The sequence below is a fragment of the Streptomyces gilvus genome, from assembly GCF_022513565.1.
GTDB lineage: Bacteria > Actinomycetota > Actinomycetes > Streptomycetales > Streptomycetaceae > Streptomyces > Streptomyces gilvus.
Genome location: NZ_JAKWBE010000031.1, coordinates 25,745 through 39,120, shown reverse-complemented (window position 1 = coordinate 39,120; position 13,376 = coordinate 25,745). Strand labels below are relative to the sequence as shown.

Here is a 13,376-nt window from a genome sequence, read left to right as displayed (position 1 = left end):
TGCGGCAGCCGTGGCGGCGGGAGAAGCCGGTCAGCCGACCGTGATCGAGTCCAGCTTCTCCCGCAGGTACACATGCGAGTCGACCGGTGGGTACGCCACCCGGCCCACCGGCGCCGGCACGGACTCCACGACCGTGCCCGGGGTGCACTCGCCGAAGTAGACCAGGGACATCAGCTCCTCCGACGGCGCGTCCGCGGGCGGCGGCAGCACCCGGTGCCGCCCCGAGCGCCAGCGGTCCCCGGTCCAACGCGCCATCAGGTCACCGATGTTGATGGTGAAGGCGGCGGGATCGTAGGGCGCGTCCTCCCAGCCGCCCTCGTCGGTGTAGACCTGCAGTCCGCCCTTGCCCGCCTGCCGGTCCAGGATCGTCACCGTCCCGAAGTCGGTGTGCGGGCCGATGCGGAACTGGCCGGGCTGCGGCCGGCCGATGACGTCCGTCCCCGGGTACCAGTTGATGTTGAAGCCGTAGGTCGGATGGTCCATGTGCCGGGAGAAGAAGCCGGCTTCCAGGCCGAGCGCCTCGCCGAGCAGCGACAGCAGCCGCTTCTCCAGCTCCGCCATCCGCTCCAGGTACTCGGCGCACAGCGTCCGCAGCCGGGGCACCTCCGCGGGCCACACGTTGGGCGCGTACCACTCCGCGTTGATCACCGGGTCCTCGAAGGGCTCGTGCGTCGCGAAGGTCAGCGACTCCTTCAGGTCCGGCGGGGTCTCGGTGCCCTCCGAGTAGCCGTTCGCCTCCGCGCCCGGTCCGAGCCAGCCGCGGCCGCCGACCTTCGCCTCGTACGGCTGCTTGACGTCCACGGGCAGGGTGAAGAAGGCCCGCGCCGCCTCCCGGATCCCCGCGCGCAGGGCCGGGTCGACCCCGTGCCCCGTCACCAGCAGGAACCCGGCGCTCTGCAGGGCCTCGTCGACGGTACGGGCGATGGCCGCGCGGGCGTCCGCGTCGCCCTCCAGCCAGGGCCGCAGATCGATGGTCGGGATGCGCGGGGCAGGAGTGTCACTCACCGATGTCCTCGTTCCACAGAGCCGGATTCGCCTTGATGAAGTCGCGCATCATGCCGATGCACTCGGGGTCGTCGAGCAGCATGATCTCCACGCCGTGCTCGGCCAGCCAGTCGTGCCCGCCGTGGAAGGTCACCGCCTCGCCGACGACCACCCGGGAGATGCCGAACTGCCGGACCAGCCCGGAGCAGTACCAGCAGGGCGAGAGGGTGGTGACCATGGTCGTACCGCGATACGACCGCTGCCGTCCCGCGTTCCGGAACGCGGCCGTCTCCGCGTGCATGGAGGGGTCGTCGTCCTGGACGCGCCGGTTGTGGCCCCGGCCGAGCAGCGTGCCGTCGGCGCCGTAGAGCGCGGCCCCGATCGGGATGCCGCCCTCCGCGAGCCCGGCGCGGGCCTCCGCTACGGCGGTGGCGAGCCAGGTGTGTGCCTGTGCCTGATCCATACGTCCCACTCTCCTGTGGCCGAAACACGAGGGCAACGTGCGGAAAGTACTCTCCGGGCAACCCGCCGCCGGACGAACTGTCCACGCCCAGGAGGTGCCCGTGGCCGCCCTCACGCTCCGCGAAGTCCTGGACCTCGATCCCGTACGCGCCTCCGAGCCCCGTCTGCTGACCGGACGGACCGCCCTCGACCGCCCCGTGCGCTGGGTCCACTCCAGCGAGGTCTACGAGGGCGCCAACTTCCTCGACGGCGGCGAACTGCTGCTCACCAACGGCTTCGGACTGACCGACGCGGACGAGGAGGTACGGCGGCGGTACGTCCGTGAGCTGGCCGCGCGCGGTGCGGCGGGGCTGGCCGTGGAGATCGGCCGCTCCCTGCCCCACATGCCCGCCGAGGTCGTCGACGAGGCCGACCGCCTCGGCCTGCCCCTGCTGGCCCTGCACCGGGTCGTGCCCTTCGTGCGGATCACCGAGGCCGCGAACCGGGCGATCGTCGCGCGCGGGCTGTCCGGGCGGTCCGTGGTACGCCCCTGGGGCGACGACCACACGGCCGCCCTGCTCGCCGACCTCGCCGACCGCGCGGCCCTCAACCAGCCCGAGGTGGAGGCGCGTTCGGCCCTCGCCGGGTTCCATCCGGGGCCGGGGGCACGGCTGATCGGGGTGTCCGTGCACGGGACCCGGGAGACCGGCGCGGTGGACCGGGCCGTACGGCTGCTGAGCGGGCCCGCGGTGCTCAGGGCGGCCTTCCCGGGTGACGTACTGGCCCTGCTCGCGCTGCCCGCCACCGGAACCGGCGACCCGATCCGCGCCGTCCAGGACGCCTTCCGCGCCGCCGCCGAGCCCGGACTCACCGTCGCCGTCGGACATGCCGTGGACGCGGGCGGCGGCTGGCTGCGCTGGAGCGACACCCTGCGCGCGGCCCGTACGACGCTGGAACTGGCGCTGACCGTGCCGGCCGCCGAACCCGCCGTCCCCGACGGCCCGTTGGTGACCTCCGCCCGCGCCCTCGCCCTGGAACGGGAGCTGACCCGCGGTGGAGTCGACACCAACCGCGACCGTCTGGCCCGGCTCGTGCAGCACACCCTGGGCCCCCTCCTGGCCTGGGAGGCGGCCCACCCCAGCGACCTGGTACGGACGTTGGAGGTGCACCTGCGCCACGGCTGCTCCCCGACCCGCACGGCCGCCCTGCTCCACATCGGCCGCCAGTCCCTCTACCAACGCCTCGAGCGCATCGAGTCGTTGCTCGGCCTGGAGATCGACGACCCCGATCTGCTCGGGGAGTTGCTGCAGGCGGCCTGCGCACACCGGGTGGTCCGGGGGATGGGGGCGAGTCAGGTACGTGGGCTGCGGACGGTGGCCTGACGGAAGGTGGGGCTCATCGGATGTCCGGCTGTAGGCGGATCATCGGAATGCCCGGTCGCACCTTGGCGATGGCGCCGAAGTCGTCGTCGACGTGGAGGACGGTCAGTCGGTGGTGTTCCGCGGTCAGAGCGATCAGGATGTCGATGGGTGACGGGCCCCGGTGATGGCCGATCTTCAGCAGCTCTCGCTGCACGGCGATGATCCTCGGCCAGACGTCGTCGGGTGCGGGTACCCAGCCGAAGGTCTGACCGAGCATGGTGAAGAAGGGCTCGTGGTCGCGGTCCGCGCGTACTCCGCGCATCAACTCGGCCTCGACGGGCGGGCAGAGGGCCACCAGTCCTCGAGCGACGTGTTCCGGCCACGGGGATGTGATGTGCCCGCGCAGAAGGCGCCAGACCGCCGAGGTGTCGGCCAGATACGTCACTGTCCTGAACGCTCCAGCGCCTCGAGGGCCTCGAAGTCGAGGTAGTCCTCCGAGTTCTCCCGCAGCCAGCGCAGTGCCCGTGCCCGGTCGTCCGCGCTGATCGCGGCCGCTATGGTCAGGGCGCGGTTGATGGTGTCCCGCTTCGTCTTGGTGCCGAGTTGCTGCTGGGCGAACGCCAGCATGTCGTCGTCGATGTCGACGAGGGTCCTGGACACACGGCCTCCCGAGCACACGTTGATATACATGGCAATGCCAGTATATCAACGTGTGGGCCCGGCCCCGTCGGTCCGCTCAGGCCGCCGCGCTCGTACCCCGTCCCCGGCTCCGCAGCGCCGCGTACAGCACCGCGCTCACCACGAAGCCCACGATCGGGGTGATGTCGCCGAAGGACGGCCAGTGCTTGGGGACGTAGCCGACGTAGTCCTCCTGGTTGGAGAAGAGGGGGACCGAGACCGCGACGCCGATCAACAGGGCCGCCAGGCCGGGCCAGTTGGTGAAGGAGCGGTCCCTCAGACGGGCGGCCAGGGCCTCGTCAGTCGCCGTGCGGGACTGCAGCAGGCGCTCCGTGAGGACGACCCCGAGCCATGGCGCCACCCAGTACGCGATCACCAGCAGGAACGCCTCGTACGCCGCCCCCGCGTCGTCCAGCGACGCCCACGCCGCCGCCGTACCGGCGACGCCCGACACCACGACCAGCACTCCGCGGCTGAGCCAGGTGGGGAGGTTGAGGCCGAAGGACGCGATGGAGATCGCCCCGGAGTACACGTTCAGGGCGTTCGCCGAGATGCCGCCGAGGATGATCGCCAGGAGGACCAGGTCGCCCAGCCAGCCCGGGAGATGGCCGGTGAAGGCCGCCGTCGGGGTGGCGTCCTTGGGGGCCAGGATGGTCGCCGACGCCGCACCGATGACCGCGACCACGGCGACGGACACGAACAGGCCCACGGCCGGGTACAGGACCGTCCTCAGCTTGTTCGCCGTACGGGGCAGGTAGCGCGAGTAGTCCGTGGCGTACGGGTTCCAGCCCGCCGCGTAGCCCCAGGCCGCGCTGAACGCCAGCAGGAAGCCGCCGATGCCGCCGCCGGTGCCGCCCCCGCCGAGGTGGGCGTCCTTGAAGGTCCACACGCCGGCCAGCAGGAAGATCACCGCGAGCGCGGGGAAGGCGTAGCGCTCGAAGGTGTGGACGAAGTTGTGGCCGATGAAGCCGATGAGGATCTCGGCCACGACCACGAGGAACAGGGACGGCAGTGGGCGCAGACCCGTCAGCGTGTTGAGCGCGAAGGCCGCGCTCACGCTGTTCACCGCGAACCAGCCGACACCGGCGACCAGGCCGTTGGCCGCCGAGGGCAGGATGTTGCCGAAGTAGCCGAAGGAGAGGCGGCCGATCACCATCTGCGGCACCCCGAACCGGGGCCCGTCCAGCGACAGGACGCCCTGGGTGATCGCGCCGACCGCGGTGCCGAGCACGATGGCGGCCGTGGCCTGCCAGAAGCTCAGCCCGAAGAAGAGGACCGCGATCACACCGATGTAGACGGTCGCGAACTCGATGTTCGGTGAGGCCCATGTCCACAGCAGCTGGAGCGGGCTGCCGTGCCGCTCGGCGTCGGGGATGGGCTCGGATCCCGCCGTCTCGACGGCGATGACCTTGTCACCGTAGGCGGGGGCGAGGGTGCCGGCGGAGTCGGCCGGAGCAGTCGTCATACGAGCCAAGTGTCCGGTTCCGGCCGGTCCGGGCCCAGGGACGCACTGTCCGCTTCGGGGGCCGCGACGACGTACACCTTGTACGGCCCGCGCGCCGAGGGCGCCCTCCGACCGCTCAGTCCTTGTTCTTGTCCGGGTCCTTGTCGCCCTTGGTGTCGTCTAGGGACTTCAGGAAGTCGGGGTTGTCGTCCGGCGCGATCCAGCGCGCCGGCGCGGCGGACCCCGCGGCCCCGGTGGCGGCCGACCGCTTCCTTCCGGCGATCAGCCAGGCCACCGGCCCGACCAGCACCTCGCCGAACAGCAGGATGACGATCACCCAGGCCACCTTGGGCAGTCCGCGCACCTCCTCCTCGGGAGTGTTCAGACAGTCCACGAAGGCGTAGATCCACAGGGCCAGCACCAGAAGGAACGGCAGATACCTCAGCATGCTCGCGTGCTCTCCCAGCGGTGGTGTGACGGCCCCGGTGACGGGGTCAGGGTAGCGGGTGGCCGATACTGGGACCCATGGCTTACGACGATCTTCGCTCCCTGCTCAGGGCCCTGGAACGCGAGGGCGACCTCAAGCGCGTCAAGGCCGAGGTCGACCCCTACCTGGAGGTCGGGGAGATCGTCGACCGGGTGCAGAAGTCCGGGGGACCGGCGCTGCTCTTCGAGAACGTGAAGGGCTCCGCCATGCCCCTCGCGATGAACGTCTTCGGCACCGACCGGCGGCTGCTGAAGGCCCTGGGCCTGAAGTCGTACGGCGAGATCAGCGAGAAGATCGGCGGTCTGCTGCGGCCCGAACTGCCGCACGGGTTCGTCGGGGTGCGCGAGGCCTTCGGCAAGCTCGGCTCGATGACGCACGTACCGCCGAAGAAGGTCAAGGACGCGCCGGTGCAGGAGGTCGTCCTCACCGGGGACGACGTCGACCTCGACCGGCTGCCCGCGCTGTTCACCTGGCCCAAGGACGGCGGCTCCTTCTTCAACCTGGGCCTGACCCACACCAAGGACCCGGAGACCGGGATCCGCAACCTCGGCCTGTACCGGCTCCAGCGGCACGACCGGCGCACCATCGGCATGCACTGGCAGATCCACAAGGACAGCCGCAACCATTACCAGGTCGCGGCCCGGCGCGGCGAGCGGCTGCCGGTCGCGATCGCCTTCGGCTGCCCGCCCGCGGTGACGTACGCCTCCACCGCCCCGCTGCCCGGCGACATCGACGAGTACCTCTTCGCCGGGTTCATCGCCGGCAAGCGGATCGAGATGGTGGACTGCAAGACGGTGCCGCTGCAGGTGCCGGCGCAGGCGGAGGTCGTCATCGAGGGCTGGCTGGAGCCCGGCGAGATGCTCCCCGAGGGCCCCTTCGGCGACCACACCGGCTTCTACACCCCGCAGGAACCGTTCCCCGCGCTGAGGATCGACTGCGTGACCATGCGGAAGCGGCCGCTGCTGCAGTCGATCGTCGTGGGCCGGCCCCCGACGGAGGACGGACCCCTCGGCCGGGCGACCGAACGCTTCTTCCTGCCCCTCCTGAAGATCATCGTGCCGGACATCGTGGACTACCACCTGCCCGAGGCGGGCGGCTTCCACAACTGCGCGATCGTCTCGATCGACAAGAAGTACCCCAAGCACGCCCAGAAGGTCATGCACGCGATCTGGGGGGCACACATGATGTCCCTGACGAAGCTGATCGTGGTCGTGGACTCCGACTGCGACGTCCACGACCTGCACGAGGTCGCGTGGCGCGCGCTCGGCAACACCGACTACGCCCGCGACCTCAGCGTCGTCGAAGGCCCCGTAGACCATCTCGACCACGCCTCCTACCAGCAGTTCTGGGGCGGCAAGGCCGGGATCGACGCGACGAGGAAGTGGCCCGAGGAGGGCTACACCCGCGACGGCGGCTGGCCCGACATGGTCCTGTCCGACCCGGATACGGCGGCGAAGGTCGACCGCCGCTGGAAGGAGTACGGCCTTTCATGAGCAGCGCCTCCGCCGCGATCCCGCAGCCAGGACGCACCAAGGCGTTTCTGCGCCTGGTGATGATCGAGCACTCGGTGTTCGCCCTGCCCTTCGCGTACATCGCCGCGCTCACCGCGATGTACGAGTGGGACAAGAACATCCACTGGGGGCGGCTGCTTCTGGTCACCATCTGCATGGTGGGCCTGCGGACGTTCGCGATGGCCGTGAACCGGATCATCGACCGGGAGATCGACGCCCGGAACCCGCGCACGGCCCAGCGCGAGCTGGTCACCGGCGCGATGTCGGTGAAGCACGCCTGGACCGGCGCCCTCATCGCGGTCGTCGTCTTCCTCGGCTCGGCGGCGCTGCTCAACCCGCTGTGCCTCGCGCTGGCCCCGGTGGCGGTCGTCCCGATGGTCGTCTACCCCTACGGCAAGCGGTTCACGAACTTCCCGCAGGCCATCCTGGGTCTCGCCCAGGCCATGGGCCCGATCGGCGGCTGGCTCGCGATCAGCGGCGATTGGAACTGGCACGCGGTGATCCTCGGCCTCGCCGTGGGCATCTGGATCGGCGGCTTCGATCTGATCTACGCCTGCCAGGACGTCGAGACCGACCGCGAGATCGGCGTCATGTCGGTCCCGGCCCGCTTCGGCATCCCGGCGGCCATCCGGGGCGCGCGGGTCTGTCACCTGCTGACCATGACCCTCCTCGTCTGGTACGCGGTGGTGACGGACGCGGGCGGGTTCTTCTGGGTCGGCCTGATGATCGTCGCGGGCGCCTTCGTCTACGAGCACTCGATCGTGCGTCCCCACGACCTGTCCCGCCTCAACCGCGCGTTCTTCAGCGTCAACGGCTTCATCGGCATCGCCCTGTTCGTGTGCGCGCTGCTGGACCTGCTGGTGCGCGGCCTCACTGTGTGAGTGCGCGGGGCGTCGCGGGGCGGCGGCGGAACCAGAACGCCGTGCCGACTCCCGTGGCCAGGCCTATCAGGTGGGCCTGCCAGCTGACGCCCGTCTGCAGGGGGGACAGGCCCAGGAGGATCGACGTGCCCCAGACGGCGCCGATCAGCAGGCCCACCAGGACGCCCAGCGGACGGCGCTCGACGAAGCCGCTGACCAACAGGAAGCCGAACAGGCCGAAGATCAGGCCGGACGCGCCCGCGGTGTTGGTGTGGTCCGGGGCTATGAGCCACACGCCCAGCCCGTCGGCCACGATGATGACGAGGCAGAGGGCGGCGAACCGGCGCAGTCCGCCCAGCGCCGCGAGGAAGCCCATCACCAGCAGCGGCACGGTGTTGGCGGCCACATGGGCGAAGCCGAAGTGGATGAACGCGGCCGGGACGATGTCCACCAGCTCCGAAGCCCGGCGCGGCATGATGCCGAGACCGTCCAGCGCGTGGCCGCTGACCACGTCGACCACTTCCAGCAGCCACAGCAGGGCGACCCAGCCCACCATCAGCTTGGCCGCGGCCTTCGCCCGCTCACCCCGCGACCACTCGAACTCCGTACCCGACATGCCGTCCCCCAACGATCCGCCCGACCCCTACGGACAACGGCCGAGCCCCCTCGACCGGTTCCCACCCCGCGCCGCCGGATAGGCTCGGTCTCGTGGACCCAGTCAAGCCAGGAGAGACGCCGCGTACACCTTGGATCGTAGGGGTGTCCGGCGCTTCCGGCACGCCATATGCCGCGTCGGTGCTGCGTGCGCTGCTCGACGCCGGAGAGAGCGTGGACCTGGTCGTCAGCCGGGCCTCCCGGCTCACCCTCCTGGACGAGACGGGGATCTCGTTCCGGGACGCGCACTGGCGTGAGGACCTGCGGGAATGGCTGACACGGGGCGCCGACGGAAAGCCCGGTACCTACACCGTGGACGTCGGCGCGGTGCGGTACTGGTCCGCCGGGGACCTCGCCGCGGGCCCGTCCTCGGGGTCGTACCCGGTCAAGGGCATGCTCATCGTGCCGGCCTCCACGGCGTGCGTGGCCGGTGTCGCGCTCGGGCTGTCCAAGGATCTGCTCCAGCGCGCCGCCGGCGTCACACTGAAGGAGCGCCGGCCGCTGGTCGTGGCCGTACGGGAGACCCCCTTGAACGGCCAGACGCTGCGCCATCTCGTCGCCCTCGACGACGCGGGCGCCACCGTGGTCCCCGCCTCGCCCGCCTTCTACGCGGGCGCCACGCACATCCAGGACCTGGTGGACTTCGTCGCCGGGCGAGTGCTGGACGCGGCGGGCGTCGGGCACTGCCTGTACCGGCGCTGGAAGGGCGACCTGGGCGGCGGCCACAGCGGGGACTAGGGCGCCGGCACCTTTGAGCACCTCGTACTACCTCTCATCACTCGGGAACTTTTTCAGCGGAAGGCATCGATCGCATGGACGCGGTGGACAGGCAGCTCATCCAGGCCCTGAGGGAGAACGGCCGGGCCTCGTACGCGGAGCTGGGGCGCCTCGTCGGACTGTCGGGGCCCAGCGTCACCGACCGCATCAACCGGCTGGAGGCGGCCGGTGTCATCACCGGCTACCGCGCCACCGTCGACGCCGCCTCGCTCGGCCTCGGCGTCACCGCGCTGATCGGGATCTCCCTCTCCGACGCGGCCGACCACGAGGACGTGGCGCAGCGGATGAAGGAGCTCAGCGAGATCGAGGACTGCTGGTTCATCGCCGGCGACGACTCGTTCATGCTCAAGGTGCGGGCGAACGACGTGGACGGCCTGGAGAAGATCATCCGGCGGCTCAGCGGGACGAAGGGCGTGTCCCGGACCCGTACCACGATCGTGCTGTCCACGAAGTGGGAGAACCGGGTGGGTGAGCTTCCGGAACAGGTCTAGGCCGCAGGCCGTATGGGGGTCCCCCCGCCCGGAGGGTGGGGGAGTACGGTGGGGCGAGTTGTCGTGGAAAGGGTGTGGCATGGACGTCGGGCTCAAGCGCGAGCTGGAGGAGAAGGTCCGCTCCGGTGAGCGGCTGTCCCGCGAGGACGGCATCGCGCTGTACGAGTCGGACGACCTGGCGTGGCTCGGCGGCCTCGCCCACGAGGTGCGCACCCGCAAGAACGGTGACGTGGTCCACTTCAACGTCAACCGGCACCTCAACATGACCAACGTGTGCACGGCCTCCTGCGCCTACTGCTCCTTCCAGCGCAAGCCGGGCGAGAAGGACGCGTACACGATGCGCATCGAGGAGGCGGTGAAGCTCGCGAAGGCGATGGAGAGCGACAACCTCACCGAGCTCCACATCGTCAACGGGCTGCACCCGAACCTGCCGTGGCGCTACTACCCGCGCTCGCTGCGGGAACTGAAGGCGGCGCTCCCGAACGTCTCGCTCAAGGCCTTCACGGCCACGGAGATCCACCACTTCGAGACGATCAGCGGCCTGTCGGCCTCCGAGATCCTCGACGAGCTGATCGACGCGGGCCTGGAGTCCCTCACCGGTGGCGGCGCCGAGATCTTCGACTGGGAGGTCCGGCAGCACATCGTGGACCACCGCACCCACTGGGAGGACTGGTCCCGCATCCACCGCCTGGCGCACGAGAAGGGTCTGAAGACCCCGTGCACCATGCTGTACGGCCACATCGAGGAGCCGCGCCACCGCGTCGACCACGTGCTGCGCCTGCGTGAGCTGCAGGACGAGACCGGCGGCTTCCAGGTCTTCATCCCGCTGCGCTACCAGCACGACTTCGTGGACATGAAGGACGGCAAGGTCCGCAACCGCCTGCAGGCCCGTACGCAGATGGCGACGGGCGCGGAGGCCCTGAAGACCTTCGCGGTCTCCCGCCTCCTCTTCGACAACGTCCCGCACGTCAAGGTCTTCTGGGTGATGCACGGCGTCCAGACCGCGCAGCTGGCGCTCCAGCACGGCGCGGACGACATGGACGGCTCGGTCGTCGAGTACAAGATCACCCACGACGCGGACAACTTCGGCACCCCGAACAAACTGACCCGCGAGGACCTCCTGGACCTGATCCGCGACGCCGGCTTCCGCCCGGTGGAACGCAACACCCGCTACGAGATCATCAGGGAGTACGAGGGCCCGGACCCGGCCCGCAGGGAAGCGCCGCAGCCGATGCGGGTCTGAGCGGGTCGCAGGCGGGTGCCGGCGCGTGGGGGCTGGTCGCGCTCACGCGGCGGAGCCGCATACCGATACATCCCCGCGCCCCTGAGGGGGTACTCGTCGCCGCATGGCTGTGAAGGCGCCCGAGGAGGGCTTTACCGCAGAGCCGTTCGTTCCTGACCGGGGTGGGCTGTCCGCCCTCCGGCGGGCCGCCGCAGGCTGCCGCGGCTGCCCCCTGCACCGTGACGCCACTCAGACCGTTTTCGGCGCCGGCAACGCTCACGCGCGCGTGATGCTGGTGGGGGAGCAGCCCGGGGATCAGGAGGACCGGCAGGGGAAGCCGTTCGTCGGGCCTGCCGGGAAGCTTCTCGACCGGGCTCTCGCGGACGCCGGCATCGATCCGGGGGACGCCTACGTCACCAACGCGGTCAAGCATTTCAAGTTCACGCAGGCCGAGCCCCGTAAGCGGCGCATTCACAAGGCGCCCACGCTGCGCGAGATGACGGCGTGCGGGCCGTGGCTGGCCGCCGAGCTGGCCGTCGTGGAGCCGGAGCTGATCGTGGTGCTCGGGGCCACCGCGGGCAAGGCGCTGCTGGGGTCGTCGTTCCGGGTCACGCAGGTGCGCGGGACGGTGCTGGAGGAGGACGTTCACGGCCGGCGGGAGCGGCTGGTGCCCACCGTTCATCCGTCGTCCGTCCTGCGCTCGGACGATCGGGAGTCGGCGTACCAAGGTCTCGTAGCGGATCTGAAAGTCGCGGCGCGCGTCCTGGCGTAAGGGTTACGATACCCGCGTGTCCCTTACTTTCACTCTCGACCCGGCCGTCACCCCCGACCTCCGCGACGGCATCCTCGACCTGTGGACGGACGTGTCCAACGCCGGCGGTTCCGTCGGGTTCGTGCCGCCGGTGACGGCGGAGACGATCCGGCCGGAGCTGGTCCGGCACATGGTCGCGATGGCGGAGGGCCGCACCCGGCTCCTCGTCGGGCACGACGAGGACGGACGGGTCGCCGCCACCGCCTTCCTCACCCTCAACACGCACCGGCTCATGACCCACTGGCTGTGGCTCTACACGGTGATGGTCCACCCCCGCCACCAGGGCAAGGGGTACGGCCGTGACCTGCTGGCCGCCGCACAGGACGCGGCCTGCGGACTCGACGGCATCGAGGCGATCCGGCTCACCTGCCGGGGCGGCCTCGGGCTGGAGCGGTTCTACGCCTCCTGCGGCTACAAGGAGGTCGGCCGCGTCCCCGGCGCGATCCGGGTGGCACCGGGCGACGACCGCGACGACGTGATCATGCTGCTGCCGCTGCGCTGAGCCCCCGCCTGCAAGATCGGGTACCTGACGTGCTTCACTGGACGGTGCCCTTTGGCAATGTTCGCACCGTTGACGGAAGAGTGGATTGAGATGCTCCGCTACACGCTGATGCGCCTCGGGATCTTCGCGGGCTGCTTCGTGGTCGTCTGGGGTCTCGTCTACACCGGCATCGTCCCGCGCGGCTTCGGCGCCTCCAACGGCATCTGGATGGTCCTGCTCGCCCTGCTGATCTCGGCCCCCATCAGCTTCGTCGTCCTGCGCAAGGAGCGGGACCGGGCCTCGGTCAAGGTCGTCGAGCGGGTCGACCGGATGAAGGCGAACTTCGAGGCGAACGCGGCCCAGGAGGACGACGCGGACGACGCCGCCCGCTCCCAGGGGCAGGCACCGCAGACGTCGTAAGCCCGTCACGCGGGGTTTGCACACGCTTGGTCCCAACTACGCTGTGCGGCATGGGTGCCGTGAAGACCAAGCGGATGCCGCGGGCGGTGCGGGAGCAGCAGATGCTGGACGCCGCCGTGCGCACCTTCGGGCAGCGTGGGTACATGGCCGCGTCGATGGACGAGATCGCCGAACTGGCGGGTGTGTCCAAGCCGTTGGTCTATCTGTACCTCAACTCGAAGGAAGACCTGTTCACCGCGTGCATCCGGCGTGAGGCGAAGGCGCTGACGGAGGCGGTACGGGCCGGGGTGCGGCCGGAGCTGCCCGTCGACCGGCAACTGTGGGAAGGGCTGCGGGCGTTCTTCACGCACACCGCGCGGAACCCGGACGGCTGGGCCGTGCTGCATCTGCAGGCCCGTACCCACGGTGAGCCGTTCGCGGCCGAGGTGGCGGCGATGCGGGAGGAACTCGTCGCGTTCGTGACGCAGTTGATCGTGGTGGCCGCGCGGGAGGCGCACCGGGATCCCGATCTGGCCGAGGGCGAGGTCGCGGGGCTCGCCGAGGCGCTGGTCGGTGCCGCCGAGTCCCTCGCGGCCTGGGCCAACGCGACCCCCGGCGTCACCGCGCGGCAGGCCGCGGCCACGCTGATGAACTTCGCCTGGGCCGGGCTCGGCAACCTGATGGAGGGCCGGCCCTGGTCACCCCCGCAGGAGGCGGAGCAGCCCGCCCTGTGACGCGGCGGCGTCGACGACGTCCACGCCGGTCCCCGCGAGCA

17 protein-coding genes are annotated in these 13,376 nt (G+C 70.5%); 10 read left to right on the top strand and 7 right to left on the bottom strand.

The genetic code is table 11. The annotated features are described in order from the left end of the window. Positions 1-30: 30 nt before the first annotated feature. Both MKW14_RS33590 and MKW14_RS33585 read right to left on the bottom strand, forming a co-directional pair. On the bottom strand, positions 31-1,005 hold the full coding sequence (locus MKW14_RS33590; RefSeq protein ID WP_240869347.1) for an isopenicillin N synthase family dioxygenase: 975 nt from the start codon (positions 1,003-1,005) through the stop codon (positions 31-33). After that, positions 998-1,447: a nucleoside deaminase gene (locus MKW14_RS33585; protein WP_240869344.1), complete on the bottom strand. Its 450-nt coding sequence runs from the start codon at positions 1,445-1,447 to the stop codon at positions 998-1,000. Before MKW14_RS33585 ends, MKW14_RS33590 begins: the two co-directional genes overlap by 8 nt. A 100-nt stretch (positions 1,448-1,547) precedes the next feature. On the opposite strand from MKW14_RS33585, the gene MKW14_RS33580 reads away from it, so the two are divergent. Beyond that, positions 1,548-2,807 (top strand): PucR family transcriptional regulator, encoded by a 1,260-nt coding sequence (locus MKW14_RS33580; RefSeq protein ID WP_240869341.1) that lies wholly within the window; start codon positions 1,548-1,550, stop codon positions 2,805-2,807. A gap of 13 nt (positions 2,808-2,820) precedes the next feature. Here MKW14_RS33580 and MKW14_RS33575 read toward each other — a convergent pair whose 3' ends face one another. The 4 genes from MKW14_RS33575 to MKW14_RS33560 form a co-directional block, all read right to left on the bottom strand. Beyond that, on the bottom strand, positions 2,821-3,231 hold the full coding sequence (locus MKW14_RS33575; protein WP_240869338.1) for a PIN domain nuclease: 411 nt from the start codon (positions 3,229-3,231) through the stop codon (positions 2,821-2,823). After that, positions 3,228-3,446: a type II toxin-antitoxin system VapB family antitoxin gene (locus MKW14_RS33570; protein ID WP_240869336.1), complete on the bottom strand. Its 219-nt coding sequence runs from the start codon at positions 3,444-3,446 to the stop codon at positions 3,228-3,230. Before MKW14_RS33570 ends, MKW14_RS33575 begins: the two co-directional genes overlap by 4 nt. Before the next feature lie 76 nt (positions 3,447-3,522). Then, positions 3,523-4,929: a purine-cytosine permease family protein gene (locus MKW14_RS33565; protein WP_240869334.1), complete on the bottom strand. Its 1,407-nt coding sequence runs from the start codon at positions 4,927-4,929 to the stop codon at positions 3,523-3,525. Between the two features lie 115 nt (positions 4,930-5,044). After that, positions 5,045-5,356, bottom strand: coding sequence for a PLD nuclease N-terminal domain-containing protein (locus MKW14_RS33560; protein WP_240869330.1), 312 nt, complete (start codon positions 5,354-5,356; stop codon positions 5,045-5,047). Between the two features lie 77 nt (positions 5,357-5,433). Between MKW14_RS33560 and MKW14_RS33555 the strand changes: the two genes are divergently transcribed. Both MKW14_RS33555 and mqnP read left to right on the top strand, forming a co-directional pair. Next, a complete protein-coding gene (locus MKW14_RS33555) occupies positions 5,434-6,888 on the top strand; it encodes a menaquinone biosynthesis decarboxylase (protein ID WP_240869327.1) in 1,455 nt (484 codons plus the stop codon). Then, positions 6,885-7,787: a menaquinone biosynthesis prenyltransferase MqnP gene (gene mqnP / locus MKW14_RS33550; RefSeq protein ID WP_240869324.1), complete on the top strand. Its 903-nt coding sequence runs from the start codon at positions 6,885-6,887 to the stop codon at positions 7,785-7,787. The genes MKW14_RS33555 and mqnP overlap by 4 nt, the downstream gene beginning before the upstream one ends. Here mqnP and MKW14_RS33545 read toward each other — a convergent pair. Further along, on the bottom strand, positions 7,777-8,382 hold the full coding sequence (locus MKW14_RS33545; protein WP_240869322.1) for a rhomboid family intramembrane serine protease: 606 nt from the start codon (positions 8,380-8,382) through the stop codon (positions 7,777-7,779). The two genes, mqnP and MKW14_RS33545, sit on opposite strands and share 11 nt — an antisense overlap. A gap of 92 nt (positions 8,383-8,474) precedes the next feature. Between MKW14_RS33545 and MKW14_RS33540 the strand changes: the two genes are divergently transcribed. From MKW14_RS33540 to MKW14_RS33510, 7 genes are all read left to right on the top strand, one after another. Continuing rightward, positions 8,475-9,158, top strand: coding sequence for a UbiX family flavin prenyltransferase (locus MKW14_RS33540; protein ID WP_240869317.1), 684 nt, complete (start codon positions 8,475-8,477; stop codon positions 9,156-9,158). A 74-nt stretch (positions 9,159-9,232) separates the two neighbouring features. Continuing rightward, positions 9,233-9,688 (top strand): Lrp/AsnC family transcriptional regulator, encoded by a 456-nt coding sequence (locus MKW14_RS33535; protein ID WP_240869314.1) that lies wholly within the window; start codon positions 9,233-9,235, stop codon positions 9,686-9,688. A gap of 79 nt (positions 9,689-9,767) precedes the next feature. After that, on the top strand, positions 9,768-10,931 hold the full coding sequence (mqnE, locus tag MKW14_RS33530) for an aminofutalosine synthase MqnE (protein WP_240869311.1): 1,164 nt from the start codon (positions 9,768-9,770) through the stop codon (positions 10,929-10,931). Between the two features lie 103 nt (positions 10,932-11,034). Then, entirely contained in the window at positions 11,035-11,682 is a 648-nt protein-coding gene (locus MKW14_RS33525) for a UdgX family uracil-DNA binding protein (RefSeq protein WP_240869310.1), read from the top strand. A 16-nt stretch (positions 11,683-11,698) separates the two neighbouring features. Beyond that, positions 11,699-12,223 carry a GNAT family N-acetyltransferase gene (locus MKW14_RS33520; protein ID WP_240869307.1) on the top strand — a complete coding sequence of 175 codons (525 nt, stop codon included), beginning with the start codon at positions 11,699-11,701 and terminating at the stop codon, positions 12,221-12,223. A 90-nt stretch (positions 12,224-12,313) separates the two neighbouring features. Then, complete coding sequence (locus MKW14_RS33515; RefSeq protein ID WP_240869305.1) at positions 12,314-12,622, top strand: DUF4229 domain-containing protein; 309 nt, start codon at positions 12,314-12,316, stop codon at positions 12,620-12,622. A 50-nt stretch (positions 12,623-12,672) separates the two neighbouring features. Next, entirely contained in the window at positions 12,673-13,335 is a 663-nt protein-coding gene (locus tag MKW14_RS33510) for a TetR/AcrR family transcriptional regulator (protein ID WP_240869302.1), read from the top strand. Positions 13,336-13,376 lie beyond the last annotated feature (41 nt).